The 17,618-nt window shown below is 37.6% G+C and carries 22 protein-coding genes; 20 read left to right on the top strand and 2 right to left on the bottom strand.

All coding sequences use genetic code 11. The annotated features are described in order from the left end of the window. Positions 1-17 precede the first annotated feature (17 nt). The gene (locus IGI80_RS14505) at positions 18-197 is read left to right on the top strand and encodes a hypothetical protein (protein ID WP_438723983.1); all 180 of its coding nucleotides are present in this window, start codon (positions 18-20) and stop codon (positions 195-197) included. Between the two features lie 330 nt (positions 198-527). After that, a complete protein-coding gene (locus IGI80_RS14510) occupies positions 528-965 on the top strand; it encodes a transposase (RefSeq protein ID WP_438723984.1) in 438 nt (145 codons plus the stop codon). A 178-nt stretch (positions 966-1,143) separates the two neighbouring features. Here IGI80_RS14510 and IGI80_RS14515 read toward each other — a convergent pair whose 3' ends face one another. Continuing rightward, a complete protein-coding gene (locus IGI80_RS14515) occupies positions 1,144-1,302 on the bottom strand; it encodes a tyrosine-type recombinase/integrase (RefSeq protein WP_438724257.1) in 159 nt (52 codons plus the stop codon). 332 nt (positions 1,303-1,634) lie between these two features. On the opposite strand from IGI80_RS14515, the gene IGI80_RS14520 reads away from it, so the two are divergent. The 15 genes from IGI80_RS14520 to IGI80_RS14590 all read left to right on the top strand — a co-directional run bounded on the left by IGI80_RS14520 (position 1,635) and on the right by IGI80_RS14590 (position 14,835). After that, the gene (locus tag IGI80_RS14520; protein ID WP_332115553.1) at positions 1,635-2,372 is read left to right on the top strand and encodes a GntR family transcriptional regulator; all 738 of its coding nucleotides are present in this window, start codon (positions 1,635-1,637) and stop codon (positions 2,370-2,372) included. Positions 2,373-2,534: 162 nt separating this feature from the next. Next, complete coding sequence (locus IGI80_RS14525; RefSeq protein WP_438723985.1) at positions 2,535-3,722, top strand: glycoside hydrolase family 88 protein; 1,188 nt, start codon at positions 2,535-2,537, stop codon at positions 3,720-3,722. A gap of 18 nt (positions 3,723-3,740) precedes the next feature. Then, positions 3,741-4,241 (top strand): PTS sugar transporter subunit IIB, encoded by a 501-nt coding sequence (locus tag IGI80_RS14530; RefSeq protein ID WP_438723987.1) that lies wholly within the window; start codon positions 3,741-3,743, stop codon positions 4,239-4,241. A 16-nt stretch (positions 4,242-4,257) separates the two neighbouring features. Further along, the gene (locus tag IGI80_RS14535) at positions 4,258-5,073 is read left to right on the top strand and encodes a PTS mannose/fructose/sorbose/N-acetylgalactosamine transporter subunit IIC (RefSeq protein WP_438723989.1); all 816 of its coding nucleotides are present in this window, start codon (positions 4,258-4,260) and stop codon (positions 5,071-5,073) included. Next, positions 5,063-5,878, top strand: coding sequence for a PTS system mannose/fructose/sorbose family transporter subunit IID (locus IGI80_RS14540; protein WP_010741496.1), 816 nt, complete (start codon positions 5,063-5,065; stop codon positions 5,876-5,878). Before IGI80_RS14535 ends, IGI80_RS14540 begins: the two co-directional genes overlap by 11 nt. Positions 5,879-6,018: 140 nt before the next feature. Then, positions 6,019-7,947 carry an alginate lyase family protein gene (locus tag IGI80_RS14545; RefSeq protein WP_438723990.1) on the top strand — a complete coding sequence of 643 codons (1,929 nt, stop codon included), beginning with the start codon at positions 6,019-6,021 and terminating at the stop codon, positions 7,945-7,947. A gap of 12 nt (positions 7,948-7,959) precedes the next feature. Further along, positions 7,960-8,376: a PTS sugar transporter subunit IIA gene (locus IGI80_RS14550; protein WP_438723992.1), complete on the top strand. Its 417-nt coding sequence runs from the start codon at positions 7,960-7,962 to the stop codon at positions 8,374-8,376. Between the two features lie 79 nt (positions 8,377-8,455). Beyond that, entirely contained in the window at positions 8,456-9,103 is a 648-nt protein-coding gene (locus IGI80_RS14555; protein WP_438723993.1) for a bifunctional 4-hydroxy-2-oxoglutarate aldolase/2-dehydro-3-deoxy-phosphogluconate aldolase, read from the top strand. Positions 9,104-9,105: 2 nt separating this feature from the next. Then, positions 9,106-10,107, top strand: a complete 1,002-nt coding sequence (locus IGI80_RS14560; RefSeq protein WP_438723995.1) for a PfkB family carbohydrate kinase — start codon at positions 9,106-9,108, stop codon at positions 10,105-10,107. A 26-nt stretch (positions 10,108-10,133) separates the two neighbouring features. Next, positions 10,134-10,973 (top strand): 5-dehydro-4-deoxy-D-glucuronate isomerase, encoded by an 840-nt coding sequence (gene kduI, locus IGI80_RS14565; protein ID WP_438723996.1) that lies wholly within the window; start codon positions 10,134-10,136, stop codon positions 10,971-10,973. Between the two features lie 23 nt (positions 10,974-10,996). Beyond that, positions 10,997-11,800, top strand: a complete 804-nt coding sequence (locus IGI80_RS14570; protein WP_438723997.1) for a gluconate 5-dehydrogenase — start codon at positions 10,997-10,999, stop codon at positions 11,798-11,800. Positions 11,801-11,895: 95 nt separating this feature from the next. After that, positions 11,896-12,696 (top strand): discoidin domain-containing protein, encoded by an 801-nt coding sequence (locus IGI80_RS14575; RefSeq protein ID WP_438723998.1) that lies wholly within the window; start codon positions 11,896-11,898, stop codon positions 12,694-12,696. Between the two features lie 503 nt (positions 12,697-13,199). Continuing rightward, positions 13,200-13,856: a hypothetical protein gene (locus IGI80_RS14580; protein WP_438724000.1), complete on the top strand. Its 657-nt coding sequence runs from the start codon at positions 13,200-13,202 to the stop codon at positions 13,854-13,856. Positions 13,857-13,976: 120 nt separating this feature from the next. Continuing rightward, positions 13,977-14,228, top strand: coding sequence for a hypothetical protein (locus IGI80_RS14585; protein WP_438724002.1), 252 nt, complete (start codon positions 13,977-13,979; stop codon positions 14,226-14,228). 421 nt (positions 14,229-14,649) lie between these two features. After that, positions 14,650-14,835, top strand: coding sequence for a hypothetical protein (locus tag IGI80_RS14590; protein WP_438724003.1), 186 nt, complete (start codon positions 14,650-14,652; stop codon positions 14,833-14,835). Between the two features lie 441 nt (positions 14,836-15,276). On the opposite strand, the gene IGI80_RS14595 is transcribed toward IGI80_RS14590, so the two are convergent. Continuing rightward, on the bottom strand, positions 15,277-15,489 hold the full coding sequence (locus tag IGI80_RS14595) for a hypothetical protein (protein WP_438724005.1): 213 nt from the start codon (positions 15,487-15,489) through the stop codon (positions 15,277-15,279). Positions 15,490-16,092: 603 nt separating this feature from the next. Between IGI80_RS14595 and IGI80_RS14600 the strand changes: the two genes are divergently transcribed. The 3 genes from IGI80_RS14600 (at position 16,093) to tnpA (ending at position 17,607) form a co-directional block, all read left to right on the top strand. Further along, positions 16,093-16,623: a hypothetical protein gene (locus IGI80_RS14600; RefSeq protein WP_438724006.1), complete on the top strand. Its 531-nt coding sequence runs from the start codon at positions 16,093-16,095 to the stop codon at positions 16,621-16,623. A 365-nt stretch (positions 16,624-16,988) separates the two neighbouring features. After that, entirely contained in the window at positions 16,989-17,135 is a 147-nt protein-coding gene (locus IGI80_RS14605) for a MerR family transcriptional regulator (protein WP_438724007.1), read from the top strand. A gap of 67 nt (positions 17,136-17,202) precedes the next feature. Next, positions 17,203-17,607, top strand: coding sequence for an IS200/IS605 family transposase (tnpA, locus tag IGI80_RS14610; RefSeq protein WP_438724008.1), 405 nt, complete (start codon positions 17,203-17,205; stop codon positions 17,605-17,607). Positions 17,608-17,618: the final 11 nt, after the last annotated feature.

A 17,618-nucleotide genomic window follows, 5' to 3' on the forward strand; every position in this document is an offset into this window, starting at 1 on the left:
GAAAGCGTTGTGTTTCTTTGTCAAATCAAACAAATGATAGAAGTGAAAATAACGGAACAATCGCACAATTAGTCGCCATGCTGGAGAAACGAGTGTCAGACAATCAAAAGCAATTAAAAGTAATCGATACACTCACTGCAGAGATTCAACTGCTTAGAGAACAAATTACTTATTTGACGAATAAACTCTATGGATGATCCAAAGAATCTTTGCCAGAACAACTTTCTGGTCAAATGAGTTTGGATCTCTTTGACGTGCCAATCGCCCCGCCACCTCTTGCGGAGGGGATCATCGTTAAGACTCATCAGCGAAAAAAGGCGTGAAGGCCCAAAAGCTCACCGGTCTTCCAACTATTGATGTATTAGAGGACCACCATCAGAAAGTTTCCGTTATTGAAATCGATTCTTACGTGGCACGATTACAACAGCTACTACTACAATTTGAAAAATTACATGATGTGTACAAGGTTTTAGTTAATGAAGGTTACTCTAGAGCTTTTTCAACTTTCCAAAAAATCCTATAAACAAGTGCTAGAAACATATAACAACCGTCGTATGATTACAAACAAAGTGTCACGTAGACCCATCATCAAATGTCTATTTGTGAAAGAATTTTTCCTAAGTGAATTGGATGAAACAACTCAGTACATACTGAAATCAGAAACAAAAATTTTAGAAATTCTTCAATTGGTAGCGACATTTCGCAAAATTTTATCCGATTGCAGTTTGGATGCTCTAGATCAGTGGATAAGTATCGTACGAAGGCTGAATAACAAACACCTCAACACATTTCTAAACGGATTGGAACAAGATAAAGATGACATTCAAAATGCACTAATTTTTCCAGAACTCTCTAATGGTTTAGCCGAAGGAAAGATAAGTAAGTTGAAGAAAATAAAGCGAATGATGTTTGGGTGTTGTCACTTTCAAACATTAAAAATGAAGGTTCTATTATCTGAAAAATGACTATCATCAACAATTCAAGGAAAGATCCAAAATTAAATTGCCCTTGACATAAAGTGTTTAAAAAACTAAAAATATAGTTGGATAGTTTATAATAGAATAAATTTTCTCCTATTGCTCCTGCTTTTTCCATTACTTTCCGTTTCATTTCTACATAGGCTATCATATATTTGTGAGTTGTCTATAAAATGGAGCGACCAAGCCATATCGTAATCGTGGAAATATCCACTCCAGCTTCCAAAAGATTCATTGCTACCGAATGTCTGAAAGAATGAGGAGTAATAGTCTTTTCAGAAAGCATAGGAGAGGCTTTTTTCGCCTCTTTGACAATCTTTTTAATTCGAAATCATACTCCAGAGCGAGTTAGCCTTACACCGTTTTTATTATGGAAGATTGGAGATCCACTCCCTATTCTGTGAATCCTTTCGTAATTCTGAAGTGTTCGTCCATAAAGGTGATAGCCGCCAACCAAAATTCCATCTAATCGTGTCATTGAGTGGAATTTCGATTGGCGGATATCAATAAGTAGTCTTTCATCTAGATTTTTAGAAGGAAAATTTAAGACGACCGTTTTAGTTTAGCAATATAAATAATTGTTACTCATTCTATTTACATAAATAGAAAAGTTCTTTACAATGAAGATAAACGGTTAACGTGTTAGGAGAGGATTATATGTTACCTAAGTATGAGATTATAAAGCGAGATATCATAGAGAAGATTGAATCTGGAGAGTTTAGTACGGGTGAGAAAATTTATTCAGAAGGTGATTTAAAAAGAAAATATGATGTCAGTAATACGACAGTAGTAAAGGCTTTGAACGATCTGGTGAATGAAGGGTATTTGATTCGTCGTCAGGGCGAGGGGACCTTTGTCAGAAAAAATTTGAAGCATAGAAAAGTTCTCTTCTCAGAGAAGTTATCGATGTCCAATAACGAAAAACAAAAGTCTGTTGAGGAAACGATCACTTTAGTTTCTGAAGAATTTACTGATAAAGAGATCGCACAAATATTAGGCGACAAATCAGGCACTAAAGCGTTGATTAAGCTAAGCCAAGTTGCATTAACGAATGATTTTCCGTGGAAGATTCAAAATCGTTATCTCTTTGCAGAAAAACTTGAGGATGATTCTGTTAGACGGCTGATTAAGGGAGCTAGCTTATCCGACGAATTGGGTCTTCAAGGAAATATGGCGAATCTTCCTATGACGATGGAAGTGAGTACGATTTTGTTAACAAATGATTCAGAAGAGTTAGAGCCGCTGCGAATCATAAGAAAAAGTTTTGGCGAAGAAGATAGTTTTTCACTATTCAATATCAAGCGTTTAGCTAGAGGGAACGATGGAGCTCCGATTGAATATACCCAAAGTTTTATTCATTCTGATTTTTATCAGATTGAGATTATTAGTGAATAAGTTTTTACAAATATAAGTACGTTCGTCAAAGAGCGCAAACATAGTCCATTTTATGGAAAATGTTTGCGTTTTTTTTAGAAAGCGGTTTACAAACTTAAATCGGTATTGTATGATGTACTCACACCGGTTAACGCGTTAAGTTGTTTTTTAGAAAGGATGCTTATGAAAAAGAGAACACGAGAGAAATTATTATCTAGTGAGCGATTCTTTGGCCAAGGAATGCTTACGGAAGACTTTATTGATCAAGCAATAGATAAGGCTTTAAAAAAGGTTGAAAAAAATATCCTAAATCTGGGAGATAGATTTCCAACACCAGCAACAAAGGACAATACGTACTTAGCTATGGATAACACGGAATGGACAAACGGTTTTTGGACAGGAATTCTGTGGCTGTGCTATGAAGTTTCTGGGGAAAACCATTTCCGGGAAGTGGCAGAACAAAATGTTGAGAGTTTCATTTACCGAATTGAAAATGAAATTGAAGTTGAGCATCATGATTTAGGGTTCTTGTACAGCTTATCCTGTGTCAGTGCGTATAAGCTAACAGGAGATGAGGCGGCTAAGAATGCTGCAATAAGTGCCGCTGAAAAGTTATTACAGCGCTACCAATCTAAGGGAGAATTTATCCAGGCTTGGGGAGAATTGGGCAACCAAGATAATTATCGTTTGATCGTAGATTGCTTGCTTAATATTCCATTATTATTTTGGGCGTCAACAGTGACTCAAGATGAACGTTATCGTGAAGTAGCCGTTAAACATTATCATACGACAATCGATAATGCGATTAGAGAAGATTCATCTGCTTACCATACGTTTTTCTTCGATGCTAAAACGGGCGATCCTTTATATGGAAAGACCCGCCAAGGATATTCCGATAGTTCAAGCTGGGCGAGGGGACAATCGTGGTTGATTTATGGCTTGGCATTGTTCCGCTCCTACTGTCCAGAGGAAGAGAATACAGAGCTTTTTGAGGCGATTACAAATTATTTCTTGAATCGCTTGCCGAAGGATTTTGTTAGTTATTGGGATCTGATTTTTATGGATGGTTCCGAACAGTCCCGAGATACTTCTGCGACAGCGATTGCTGTTTGTGGTATGAGTCTAATGGACCCGTTTTTACCTGAGACGAACAATCATAAGCTGGTCTACAAGTATGCGCAGCATTCAATGTTAAGAAGCTTATCTGAAAACTATACTGAGTCCAAAACGGATGGGATTACGGCCTTGCTGAATGAGGGTGTCTATTCTTGGCACAGCGGCAAAGGCGTGAATGAAGGCAATATCTGGGGGGATTATTTCTATCTAGAAGCGTTAGTGCGGTTCAAAAAAAATTGGAAAATGTACTGGTAAAAAACAGGAGGAATGAAAATGGAAAAACCCAATGTAAAAATGGTGCGTGTAGATGAACGGCTAATACATGGACAAGGTCAATTATGGATCAAGAGTTTAGGAGTGAACTTAGTTATTTGTGCCAATGATAAAGCAGCAGAGGACAGCTTGCAGCAGACGTTGATGAAAACGGTAGTTCCGAAAGAAACAAATATTCGTTTTTGGACGATTGAGCGTACGGCAAAAGTTATTTGGAAAGCAGCCCCTAGTCAAACGATTTTTGTAGTCGTTGGAAATTTGCATGATGCCTTAGAATTATGCAAACTTGGCTTTCCAATGGAGCAGCTAAATATTGGGAATGTTCATGCCAGCGAAGATAAAGAGAAAATTTCTCAATTTATCTATTTAGGCGAGGAAGATAAGCAAGCTCTCCGTTCATTGCATGAGGACTACGGTGTGACCTTTAATACCAAGACTTCACCACTTTCAAATGATGGTTCACAGTACTTAGATGCATTAATGGCAAAAATAACTAATTAATTAGAAGGAGAAGCAGATGGAGATTTCATTAGTTCAAGGTATATTGATCGGATTAATCACAGCTTTTTGTTATTCGGGACAGCTATTGGGACTTTACACAAACCGTGCACTGGTTATGTCCTTTTTTGTAGGTGTTGTTTTAGGCGATATTCCAACAGCCTTAACATTTGGAGCTTTAGCTGAGTTAGCCTATATGGGATTTGGTGTTGGCGCAGGCGGAACTGTACCGCCAAATCCCGTTGGACCCGGAATCGTTGGTACGATTATGGCTATCACACTGAAGCATCAAGGAGTGACGCCTGAATCCGCATTGGCACTATCATTTCCTTTTGCCGTATTGTTCCAATTGGTAACGACGGCGATCTATACCATATTTTCTGGGAATGTTAAATGGTCGAGGAATGCAATTGAACAAGGCAAATATAAACGCTTTAATCTGATTGCTAATTCAACATATATTGCTTTTTTCGTTGCAGGATTTCTGATCGGGCTATTAGCGGCATTGAGTCGTCCTGGATTGCAGGCATTTGTTGAAGCGCTACCAAGCTGGCTGATCAATGGTTTTTCAGTTGCGGGCGGACTTATTCCAGCGATAGGTTTTGCGATGATCATGTCTGTGATGCTCGAAAAGAGTCTGACGCCTTATGTGTTATTAGGGTATATTTGTGCAGCATATTTGGAACTGCCTACGATGGCTGTTGCAATGGTAGGAACTGTCTTTGCGTTGATTCAATATTATGGAAAAGATAAAACGATTGTTGGGGAAGAGAGCACAAAAGGAAACAGCCAAACCACCTTGATGGAAGAGGAGGATTTTAGTAATGGAATCTAGGACACCTAAACTAACGCAAAAAGACTATATGAAGACAGCTCTGCGGTCGTATTTATTACAGAACGCTTTTAACTATACCTCTTATCAAGGGATTAGTTACTTATACACGATCATGCCGGCGCTAAAGAAAATCTATAAAGATGAACCAGAGAAGCTGAAAGAAACGGCGAGTGCAAACTTAGAGTTTTATAATACCAACCCACAAATGCTGCCCTTCATTACCAGTATGCAGTTAGCGATGTATGACAATGACCAAAGTATCTCGGACACACGCAGCATTAAAATGGCGCTTATGGGGCCGCTATCAGGAATTGGCGACTCAATCGCTCAATTTGGGATTGCTCCTTTATTTTCAACGATCTTTGCCGGTTTAGCAATGGATGGTTTGGGTTTTGCGCCGATGGGCTTTTGGTTTTCAATGTTAATCTCAATGTTGATTATTAAATTATTAATGGGCTATTTGGGCTTTAAACTTGGAACGAGTGTCATTGAAACGTTGAGTGATAAGATCGGTAAAATTTCTTCGGCAGCCAATATTGTCGGAGTAACTGTTATAGCCGCATTAGCTACGTCATTTGTTAAGGCCAATATCGCCATAAAGTATTCGCATCACGTTGAATCCGGTGAAAAACAAGTAATCGCTATTCAGGATATTTTAGATAAGATTATGCCTAAAATGCTTCCAGTAATTTTAACTATCTTAGTGTTCTATTTGATCAAGAAGAGAAATTGGAACACGTATAAACTATTGGTCTTACTATTTGCTATTGGGATAGCAGCGTCTGTCCTAGGAATTTTGGCATAGTAAACGAGGGTAATCAGAAACAAGATTTTCAATTTTGAAAAAATGTTCTTGTCTCCGTATTTGCCACTTTTCGGAGTGAATGAGGAAGCATACTGTAATTTTAATCCTGAGGCGAATAAAAATTTGAAAGCGGGAATACGATGAATCTTCAAGGAATCGAAGACTACCAACTAAAATTTTTTCAGCAAGATTGGCTTTCAGAGTACTTGGAGCAACAGTCACAATTTTTGAAACCACTTTTTGAACGTACTTCTTATTTGCTGAAAGATCAGATTATTTACAATGATGCGATGGATATGGAAGCTTGCTCCATTCCGTATTCTTTAAAAGAGTATGCGTGGAATCGGTATCCTGCTGATGATCCAGAATGGCTCTTTATGTTGAGTCGTCAAAGCTTTCTTGTAGATCTGGCACAAGCATATGCGCTAACTAAAAAAGAATGTTACTTACAGAAATGGCACAGCTTGCTTATTGATTTTATTAACGATGAGGGTGAACCAAATTCGACGAATAGGGATGTCTGGCGTCCGTTAGATGTTGGGATTCGAGTAACAAACTGGATGAAAAGTTTAACGTATATTCCGATCGCTGATTTCAAACAACTAGGAATCGATGATGTGCTGCAAAACGCCTTGCTGATCCATCTGGACTATTTGGAGCGGTCCTATATCGATAAATACAGGCTTAGTAATTGGGGTGTGTTGGCAATTGGCGGAATGGCAGCTATTGATTTATTTCTTCCAGAACTGGTGACCAGTAAACAGAGGGATCTAATATGGTCTCGTTTAGCTGAACAGCTTGACCTACAATTCTATTCAGATGGGATTCATTGGGAGCAGAGCCCGCTGTACCAGCACGAAGTTTTGATGACATTCGTGTATCTACTGCAGATTTCTGAATATCTTGAAGTCCAGTTACCATTGAATCTTCGCACGAAATTAAAAACACCTATTTTATCTACCCATTATTTGGCGGACAACCAAGATATCCTAAATCCTATCAATGATAGTGATCATGTCAACTTTCATTACGTATATGATATCTATCGCAAATTAGGTTTCTTATATGAGCCCTCCATGTCTGCGAATATAGCAAGGCTTTGGACGGGGGATCTTTATGAAGAAAGAATCTGGGAAACAATGAAGCCAAAAGAGCTTTTTCGTGGCGAATCAAGTGGGCTGATGGCGTACAAAACAGAGGATATCTATTTTACACTTTTTAACGGTCTGCATGGGAGCGCACATGGCCATGCTTCTACAGGTGGATTTACACTACAACTACAAGGGGATGACTTGTTTTCTGATAGTGGTCGTTACAGCTATGTCAACAAATCAGAGCGGCTTCAGCTTAAAGAGTGCGCCGCGCACAATACGATGTTTATCGCAGAAAATCCCCATACTTTAGTTTCTGATACGTGGGGCTATGACAAATTACCGACGCCCTTGTTTCAGCAAATAAAAGAACTTTCTGTCGGTTTTTTTGCAGAATGCGGCTGGCTGGATAAGGCGGATCAGAATGCAATGATTTTTGAGCGCAGCTTCATCTATTTAAAGTCGATCAACTCCGTAGTTATTATTGATAGCTTTGCAGGACAGAAAGAGACTGAAATTACGAGTACCTATAATTTGGCACCGTCGATAAATTGTCAAAAAGAAGCGCATCGGTTTGCCTTAACTACGAATAAGCATAAGTACACACTCCTTTTTGCTGGAGGTCAAACACAGCAATCAGTGGTAAAAGGATCAGAGATTTATAACCAGCTGAATGAGCACCCGCGTTTGTCAAACAAGTTTTGTTACAAAACGGGAAAAGAAATTCAAGCTACAGTCATTTCTCCGTTAGAGGATATCCAAATTACGCCAATAAAAGTGAGCCAAGCAGGAGAGAGTGAGCAATTCTGTCAGGCTAAAGGATTTCGGATAATCGCCGGATCGGAAAAATTTGATCTCTTTGTTATGCGGGAAGATATTGTCAAAGGGAATAAATTATTAGTGAGTGAATATGGCCAATTTTTTTATGGCCGGCTTGTTTTGATTGATCAAAAGGAAGCAAAGATTCGGATTAAATAAAGGAGCAAAGAGATGAAATTTTTAATTACTGGGCATAGTGAATTTTCGATTGGGATGCAGAGTGCTTTAGCGATGATTGCCGGAGAACTCGAAGACGTGATCATTATTCCTTTTTTAGCCGAGGAGACGGTAGATGAGTATCGCCAAAAAGCAGCGGCAGAAATTCAAATGTTTGATCAAGCTATTTGTTTCACAGATTTGTTGGGTGGGACCCCATTTAAAACTTGTGTTGAATTCTCTGAGGGAAAAGATCAAGTTTTTGTTGTGAGTGGCACAAACTTAGGAATGCTATTAGAAGGCTTGATGATGCGAAATAGCGTCACCGACCCATTTGAAATTGCTGAAACAGTCGTACAGGCTGGAAAGAGCAACATTGTGCTTTTTGAAAAAAACAATGAAACAGAAGAACTGCCAGAAGAAGGAATCTAAAAAAAGAAATAGCGCGATGTAGTCAATCTGGTGTTGATTTATTTGATTCCATAAAGCTTTATAAGAAAGGCGTAGACGAATGAAAAAAGTTGAAGTATTGAAACGCTTAGAAAATGCGGGAGTTATCGCAGTATTGCGAGCAGATTCTAAAGAGGAAGCTTTGAAAGTTAGTCATGCAGTAGTAGAGGGCGGAATGATGGGATTAGAACTGACTTTTACAGTCCCTCAGGCAGATGAAGTCATTCGGTCATTAGTTGAAACATATCATGACGAGAAAGAAATCGTGATTGGCGCGGGCACGGTTTTAGATGCTGTGACGGCTCGCCTAGCTATAATGGCCGGAGCCGAATATATTGTCAGTCCTAGCTTTGATCGGGAGACAGCTGAAATTTGTAACTTGTATCAAGTTCCTTACTTGCCAGGATGTATGACAATTACTGAGATGCAGACAGCTTTGAAGAGCGGAGTAGATATCGTGAAGTTATTTCCGGGAAGTACCTATGGTCCGAGTATTATCTCTGCATTTCAAGCACCTTTGCCCTACTTGAATATTATGCCTACAGGCGGTGTTAGTCTGGATAATATGACGTCATGGTTTGAGGCAGGTGTGACGGCAGTGGGTGTTGGTGGGAACTTATTAGCTCACGCTAAAACAGGTGAGTTTGGTAAGGTAACGGCTTTGGCTAAACAATATATGGCCAAATTTAGAGAAATAAAGGAAAACTAATTATGGCAAAGATACTAACTTTAGGCGAAATTATGCTGCGACTTTCAACGGATATAGGTGTTCGTCTAAACGAAACACAACAATTGGACTGTCACTATGGCGGCGGCGAGGCAAATGTAGCTATTTCATTAGCCAATTTTGGTCATCAGGTTTCTTTTGCAAGTAAAGTACCTGATAACTCATTCGGTCAAGCGGCAGTGAAACATTTGCGTCGAAACGGTGTGATGAGTGATTTTGTACAACTTGGCGGAGCGCGTTTAGGAACTTATTACATGGAAGCGGGGATCGGTGAACGTGCTGCTAGTGTTACTTATGATAGAGCGGGGTCAAGCTTTGCAGAAGCAGCCGAGTTTCCGTGGTCTTATGAAAAGCTTTTTTCTGGGATTGAGCTATTTCATATTTCAGGCATTACAGCAGCTTTATCAGTGCAATGGTGTCAATGGACGGTTGAATTAGTGAAAGCCGCAAAGAAATTTGGTGTGTTAGTCAGCTTTGATATTAATTATCGCGGGAAACTGTGGAGTCAGGCTGCAGCAGGGAAAGCACTAAAAGAAATCTTGCCTTATGTTGATTATTGTTCAGCTGGAGAATTGGATGCGCGCTATTTATTGGGGATTCCAGAAGATCGGATGAATTCAGGATTTGTTTATTATTATCAACAAATGCAGCAGCAGTTTCCCAATATTAAATGCTTCTATTCAACGAAAAGGATCGTTTATTCGGCTAGCAGCAATCAGTTGGTAGGGACTTTATGGCTGGAGAATACGTATTATGAGTCAGAAGTTCATAAGATAAATCCGATCGTTGATCGAGTTGGCGGCGGTGATGCTTTTGCGGCGGGGATCTTGCATGGATTGATCTCAGATTTTGACGGGCAAAGAACCGTTGAGTTTGCTACGGCTGCATCAGCATTGAAGCATACTGTTCATGGGGATTGTAATCAATTTTCAGAAATAGAGATCGAACAATTTTTGACAGCAGGTTCTGGTCGAATCGTTCGTTAAATATTAAGTAAAAGAGGAAAATAAACATGCAGAATATGGAAACGAGATATACGCACAGTCCAAAGGATATTCGTCATTATTCAACAGATGATTTGAGGGAAGAGTTTTTAGTTGAAAAAGTATTTATACCTGGTGAAGTCAGTTTGACGTATACCCACAATGATCGCATGATCTTTGGCGGCGTAACACCGACGGCTGAGTCGTTGGAGATAATTTTGAACAAAGAATTAGGTGTCGATTATTTCTTGGAACGGCGTGAATTAGGAGTTATTAATATTGGCGGTCCGGGTTTTATTGAAATCGATGGTCAAAAAGAATCGATGAAGAAGCAAGATGGCTATTATATCGGGAAAGAAACTCGACAAGTGATTTTTTCTTCAGAAGATGCAGCTGATCCTGCAAAATTTTACGTTAGTTCTGCTCCGGCGCATCACAAATACCCAAATGTAAAAATCAGTATTGATGAGATTAAGCCAATGGAAACTGGGGAAGCATTGACATTAAATGAACGTAAAATTTATCAATATATTCATCCCAATATTTGTGAAAGCTGTCAGCTGCAAATGGGCTACACGATTTTAGAGCCGGGCAGTGCTTGGAATACCATGCCGTGTCATACGCATGAACGCCGAATGGAAGCGTATGTTTACTTTGATATGGCGGAAGATACAAAAATTTTCCATATGATGGGTGAACCAGCTGAGACAAAGCATCTGGTAATGGGGAATGAACAAGCCGTGATTTCACCGAGTTGGTCGATCCATTCAGGTATAGGAACAAGCAACTATTCATTTATCTGGGCGATGTGTGGAGAGAATATCACTTATACCGACATGGATATGGTTCCAATGGATGAACTAAAATAGAACGAATGAAAGTGGGAGAATAGATGGATTTTAATATGGATATGTTTCGCTTAGATGGGAAAGTCGCATTGATTACGGGTGCAGTTTATGGAATTGGCTTTGAAATCGCCAAATCATTAGCGGCAGCAGGAGCAACGATCGTTTTCAATAATTTAACTCAAGAATCAGTCGATGAAGGATTGGCAAATTACAAAGCAGAAGGCATTGAAGCAAAAGGCTATGTCTGTGACGTAACAGATGAAGAAGCAGTTCAAATAATGGTCAAGCAAATCAAAGAAGAGGTTGGTTCAATCGATATTTTAGTTAATAATGCTGGAATCATCAAACGAATTCCAATGACAGATATGTCAGCGACGGATTTCCGCCAAGTCATCGATGTCGATTTGAATGCGCCGTTTATTATGTCAAAAGCGGTTATTCCTGAGATGATCGAAAAAGGCGGGGGTAAAATTATTAATATTTGCTCAATGATGAGTGAATTAGGTCGTGAGACTGTTAGTGCTTATGCCGCGGCAAAGGGTGGTTTAAAGATGCTGACAAAAAATATTGCTTCTGAATATGGTCAATTCAATATCCAGTGCAACGGTATCGGTCCTGGTTATATTGCGACACCGCAAACTGCGCCGCTGAGAGAACTGCAAGAAAACGGGGAACGTCATCCATTTGATCAATTTATCGTCGGTCGTACACCAGCAGCACGCTGGGGTGATCCGGTCGATCTTGCGGGTCCATCAGTCTTTCTTGCCTCACAGGCCTCTGACTTTGTAAATGGTCATGTTCTGTATGTTGATGGCGGAATTTTAGCTTATATTGGTAGACAACCTTAAGAAAATAAAGAGGAGAGGAATCGGTCAAAGCCGCCTCTCTTTTTATTTATTGCTGGTAAGTTTTTAAAGAAAAAAGTAAAAGGAGCGAGGATAGTATGCAAATAGAATTATCAATAATTAATCAAAAAAATGAAGTAGTTCTGAGCAGCAGCGGGGTGGATGAAGCAGTTTTGGCAACGAAAAAGTATACTTTTCAAGCAGGAGATAAATTCAAAGTTGTAACCGCAGAAAAACAATTAGTTTACGTCCAACTAGACAATGCAATGGGCTCCTCTTTAGTGTATTTATCAAAAGGCGAGTGGGTCTATGAAATTCCCATGACGGAAAAATTGCGAGAGGCCTATCCACCAGCGGCTTTTCTTGACGAGAAGCATTACTTTTTTGTCAGAAAGGCTTTTGCTGAAGAACAGACCAGCTATCGTAACTGGGCGCTCAATCCTCATGATCAAAAAGATGTGGACAATGTTTATCCGCACGCTTATGCAAATGTTGAAACACGAAACGATGCGACTTTTTTTGCTAGAAATGCAATTGATGGAATTTTGGCCAACGGGGATCATGGATCGTACCCCTATCAATCTTGGGGGATCAATCAGCAAAAAGATGCTGAAATCACAATTGATTTTGGCCGAGAAGTTGAACTCGATAAGCTTGGATTGGTATTACGTGCTGATTTTCCCCATGATAGTTATTGGAAACAAGTAACCATAGCCTTTTCCGATGGTTCAGAAGAAATATTCGCTACGAGCGATGCGGTAGCAACACAATACTTCACCTTCTCTCCACGAACAGTAACGACTGCTACATTGAAACAGCTGGTCAAAGCAGAAGATGAGTCACCATTTCCAGCGTTAACTCAAATTGAACTATTTGGATATCAGAAATTGCTGAACTAAAGAGAGAAGATAATTTTCGGGGTATGCGAATTCGCATCTTAAATGATAATATTTTAAAAGCATCTTATTAGTTTTTTACTCTGGTTTCAGTTATTCTAAGTTATCTGGATAGCTGTCTAAATAATTGGTACCATCAATATTTGAAATGACAAGACTTTTATAAACAAAAAGATAAGTTAATTTTGTGAAAGTAGAAATTCGTCTGGTGTTTTATAGCCCAAAATAGAATGTATTTTTTTACGTTGTAGTAATTTTCTGGGTGGTCTACAAGCTGCATGATAGCCTCTGATTTGTTCTTAAAACCGTATTTGTTTAATACTTCTCGTTTAAGTGATTTATAAAATGAGTCCATTGCAGTGTTGTCATAGGACGTGCCTTTTCTTGAATTGCTCAGAAAAAGTGTAAATAACGGCGGTAAAATGTAGGAAAATGGCGGAACAAAAATGCCATTTTTCCTACATTTTTTTATACACTTTTCTTAACTCAGTCCGAATGGAGGTTGATTGAGAAAAGATGTATATGAAGGAGTCCGATTTTATATGATTAATAATCTTAAGCCTAATTTTACGGAGCTTGGACGCCAGTATAACTGCGATCCTAGAACAGTAAAAAGGTATTACGAACGAGGTTTAGAAATACCGATAGAAGAATTTAGAAACAAAAAACCTACACCATCCAAGCTGGATCCATTTAAAGAAATTATTGATGGAAAGCTGGAACTGAATTGCACAGCTATGTCGATCTTTAAGTTTCTACAAAAGAAAGGATTTTCTGGTGGTTATACGATTGTCAGAGAATATTGTCGGACAAAAAAGTATAAAGAAATAAAGAAAGCAACGATTCGGGTGGAAACTTCCCCTGGTACAGCAGCTCAAGTGGATTGGAAAGAAGATATGATTCTTCACGATCAATTTGGAAATGCTCATAAGTTTAGCCTATTTCTTTATGTTCTTCATTATTCTAAATTGAAATTTATTACCTTAACTTGGAATCGGAAACAAGATACATTATTTTCTTGTTTATCAGAAGCATTTGAGTATACCGGAGGTGTTCCTAGAGAAGATAATATGCGGACCGTAGTTGATCGAGCCAGAACGCAATACAGAAAGGTTATATTCAATCCTCGTTTTCATGAATTTAGTAAAGATGCTGGTTTTTAAGCGATTGCTTGTCGGAGTTATCGTCCGCAAACCAAAGGTTCAGTTGAATCCTTAGCTAGATTAGTGTAACGACTAAAACCCTATGATTATGAATTTTATGATTCAGTAGATTTAGTTAGTTTGGTTAATACCTTGTGCCACGAACTGAATTATGAAGAAATTTCTCAATCCACGTTTGCTCGTCCTGTTGATCTTTGGGAAAACGAAGAAAAACATACTCTTCGTTCTGTAAATGACAAACTATTAGGCGCCTATTTTGAAGAAAGCATTATTCGAATCGTATCAAAAGAATCGATGGTCAATTTCAGAAAAGCAAAATATTCTGTACCTACAAAGTATATTGGTTGTGAAGTAGAGAAGGAATTAGAATGACACAGTTATTTAGTTATATTGATCTAAATGTTGAAGGAAAAGCATTCTTTAAGTTTAGTGAAATTGCTGCTCCTCTAGTTTTTCAATTAAAGCGTGACTATTATTCTTTTCATTTTCGTATGACACTACTCCTGACACTGACAATAGTTTAAAAGAAAAATTCGACCCCTATATTCAAGTTCAAAATAATCGTTATGTTTTAGATCTTCAGAACACTATTCAAACCAACTCTACTGAAGTAGAACAGATTAAACAAACTATAGAATATGCTAATGAGCAAATAGAAGCAAACCATGGAATAATAGATCCTAATACGAAGATAGCAGCATATTTAACTTTCAGAGTTGGCGGAGGATATACGTATGCGAACTTTTGGTGGGGGACACGTTATTACTTTAGGAGTAATAATGCGGTATATCAAATGGATCACGATTTAGATAATTATTCAATCATGAGTGGGAGTACTGCTCTTTGGGCTCCACCAGTTGGTGTATTGGGAGCTGCTTATTTTCAAAAAGTGAAAAGTGATTTAGACTATTACAGCAATACTCATTTAAATGATTATATCAATATGGACGTAAACTGGACGGGAATTTATTCAGTATAATAAGTTAAGGACGTGAGTATATGCCTATTTTTATAGCATGTATGGCAATTTTAGGAATCTATTTAAATAAAGAAGTGTGGCCTAAAATCCCTAAGTCTTATTATAAATATTTAGTGTTACTTATGTCTATTGTTCTCATGTTCCTGTTCATTATTTTGAAACTTCCTATGAGTATAAATACTTTTTCAATTTTTCTTTTTAGTTTAATTTCATTCGGAATGTTCACTTTCTTTAAGTCTAGGTAAACAAACTAAAATAAAAAACATTAATAGAATAAGTGCTTTGGGTATACCAAGGTAAAAAAGAGAGTATGGGACTTTTCCTACTCTCTTTTTTGTATAATAGGGTAACTACCCAGTGACCCAGTGAGGTACATGTACCTTGCTACGCTTGCCAGAGATAAATTAATAGAAAACTATTACATATAACCTCTGGTATGAATTAACTATCTTTTTTATCTTTACGTTCTTTCAATAAAAGGATTAATTCCTGAATACTAACAATTATTGAGACAAGAATAACCATACCGAAGAATCTTATTAAAAAAAGCCAATTGAATAAAAGACCATATAACATAAGCAAAACAACAAATAAACATAAATATTTTTCTAATTTTTCTATTTTACGGCGTCTAAACCATTCTTTGTCTGTCATATATAAATGCTCCAATCACTGCAATATTTTAAATAAGTTTATGTTATAATACCATTTAAATTACAGATAGGGGTGAAATAATATGTTTTTAGGTTTTGATTTATTTTATTTAATGAGTCGTTCTGGAATTGTTTCTAATCGCCCATCACAATCTTGGACGTGGTAAATAAACGCGTGATTTTCACACATGGACACATGGTAAGTAGACCAAAATTTTGAGTGAACATACCAGTTTTTTGGAACATGTCCCAAAATGGAAAAAGAGCAGAGAACTTTCCCGCTCTTTTTTGATTATTGGGTAACTACCCAGCGAGTGTATATACACTTGCTATGCTTACTAAAGTTTTGTTGGCAGGTAGTATGGGCTTTTTTTACTGAAGGAGATAGAAAAGTTTTTTAAGACTTTTCTTCACACTCGTTATAAAAATTATGAAGTCATGATTACAGACACCAGTATCGAGGATTAACGGCTTATCTAAACATATAATTAATCCTTTTTTTGCATATAAAAAATAATAAAAAGAGAGCAAAATAGAATTGTTTAGAAAGCGCTATCATTATATGGTTTAGTTGACTCAAATCAACTAAATAGGAGGTTTTTTTATGAAGAAAATATTATTTGTAGGAACAGTTCTTTTAATGGTGGGATCTATTTTTTTGTCTGGTGCTTTTAGTGTAGTAGCTGATGCTGAAGAATCTGTTGTACAGACTGAGACGACAGTTACAGATAGAGATATTCAATTGGGAGTTGCATTAAGAAAAAATTTAACAAATTATGTAAATCCTGAAGGATTTGTACAGGTAAAAATTGTTGATATGAATACCCTTAACAATATACTAGAAACTTATAATTATGAATTAACGAGTGATCAAGTAGTTAACTATATAAATAATTTTAATGCTGCTATCATTGAAGAAAATGGAAATGGCCCATTAACAAATGCTTTGGAACAACTTAGACCTAATAGACTATCTAGATTTAATACTTGCTCAGCCGTAATGGGAGTTGCAGGATTTGCACATTCAACTTTATATGGGGCTGCAGCGGGGGCTTTAGGAGTTGCTTGGCCAATAGGATTAGGTATAGGTGCTGCTGTAGGAGCAGCATATCTGGCTGGTGGAATGTTTTGCTAAAAATTATTTTTAAATGGCAAACTAGACTATTTGTTGCAATAGTTATGCTTTTATGTTTTTGCTATATCGTTTTTAAAACTGAAAGCAAAATTCTTTTAATACTGATGCTTTTATTAAATTCGTTTCTAACAATAACTTATTATGTAAAACCAAGTAAATATTTTAGTAAGTAATAAAATTCAGGGTATAAAAAACAGGGGGTTGGGGCATGCTCCAAGGTAAGAAAGAGTGGGGAACTTTCCTACTCTTTTTTTCGTGTAGTGGGTAACTACCCAGCAAGTTACATGTACCTTGCTACGCTTGCCAGAGTTTTATTGGTAGGTAGTGTAGGTTTTTGTATACTAAGGGGGGAGGCGAACTAACTTATGAATTACACTATGTCAGAACTAGCTGATTTATTCGGCGTCACCAAAGACGTGATTAAATATCACCGGAAACAACTTCCTGCAGCTGTGGTCACAAAAAACGAGCAAGGAATCGTGTTGATCTCGGAAGAAGGAACCGAAAGTTAGGGTAATATGGCCTTTTTATTTTGTCTCATGTTATAATCAGTCTATAAAAGAAACGAGTTGATATAACATGGAATTAGATACAAATAATCATTCAGTATTCCTCCTGTATTATCACCTTGTCTTAGTAACGAAATATCGTAGACAAGTGATTGATGATGAAATATCTGATTATGCCAAAACTACTTTTGAACGAATTGGAGAGTCATATCACATAACTCTAGTTGAGTGGAATCATGATAAAGACTATATTCATATCATGTTCAAAGCTCAACCTAAAACAGAGTTGACAAAATTTATCAATGCCTATAAAAGTGCCAGTTCACGTTTGATAAAACGTGACTTTCCAAGAGTCAAACAATTTCTTTGGAAAGAAACGTTCTGGTCTAAAAGTTTTTGTCTCTTGACAACTGGTGATGCACCAATTGATGTCATTAAGAAATATATTCAAAATCAAGGAAACAATCACAAATAGAAAGTAGGTGC

This window comes from Enterococcus sp. DIV1420a (assembly GCF_051712165.1).
Classification (GTDB): Bacteria; Bacillota; Bacilli; order Lactobacillales; family Enterococcaceae; genus Enterococcus; species Enterococcus faecalis.

Coding starts and splice junctions, on each gene's coding strand:
- IGI80_RS14520 (WP_332115553.1), top strand. CDS start 1,635: ATGTTACCTAAGTATGAGATTATAAAGCGAGATATCATAGAGAAGATT.
- IGI80_RS14525 (WP_438723985.1), top strand. CDS start 2,535: ATGAAAAAGAGAACACGAGAGAAATTATTATCTAGTGAGCGATTCTTT.
- IGI80_RS14530 (WP_438723987.1), top strand. CDS start 3,741: ATGGAAAAACCCAATGTAAAAATGGTGCGTGTAGATGAACGGCTAATA.
- IGI80_RS14535 (WP_438723989.1), top strand. CDS start 4,258: ATGGAGATTTCATTAGTTCAAGGTATATTGATCGGATTAATCACAGCT.
- IGI80_RS14540 (WP_010741496.1), top strand. CDS start 5,063: ATGGAATCTAGGACACCTAAACTAACGCAAAAAGACTATATGAAGACA.
- IGI80_RS14545 (WP_438723990.1), top strand. CDS start 6,019: ATGAATCTTCAAGGAATCGAAGACTACCAACTAAAATTTTTTCAGCAA.
- IGI80_RS14550 (WP_438723992.1), top strand. CDS start 7,960: ATGAAATTTTTAATTACTGGGCATAGTGAATTTTCGATTGGGATGCAG.
- IGI80_RS14555 (WP_438723993.1), top strand. CDS start 8,456: ATGAAAAAAGTTGAAGTATTGAAACGCTTAGAAAATGCGGGAGTTATC.
- IGI80_RS14560 (WP_438723995.1), top strand. CDS start 9,106: ATGGCAAAGATACTAACTTTAGGCGAAATTATGCTGCGACTTTCAACG.
- kduI (WP_438723996.1), top strand. CDS start 10,134: ATGCAGAATATGGAAACGAGATATACGCACAGTCCAAAGGATATTCGT.
- IGI80_RS14570 (WP_438723997.1), top strand. CDS start 10,997: ATGGATTTTAATATGGATATGTTTCGCTTAGATGGGAAAGTCGCATTG.
- IGI80_RS14575 (WP_438723998.1), top strand. CDS start 11,896: ATGCAAATAGAATTATCAATAATTAATCAAAAAAATGAAGTAGTTCTG.
- IGI80_RS14590 (WP_438724003.1), top strand. CDS start 14,650: ATGGATCACGATTTAGATAATTATTCAATCATGAGTGGGAGTACTGCT.
- IGI80_RS14595 (WP_438724005.1), bottom strand. CDS start 15,489: ATGACAGACAAAGAATGGTTTAGACGCCGTAAAATAGAAAAATTAGAA.
- IGI80_RS14600 (WP_438724006.1), top strand. CDS start 16,093: ATGAAGAAAATATTATTTGTAGGAACAGTTCTTTTAATGGTGGGATCT.
- IGI80_RS14605 (WP_438724007.1), top strand. CDS start 16,989: ATGAATTACACTATGTCAGAACTAGCTGATTTATTCGGCGTCACCAAA.
- tnpA (WP_438724008.1), top strand. CDS start 17,203: ATGGAATTAGATACAAATAATCATTCAGTATTCCTCCTGTATTATCAC.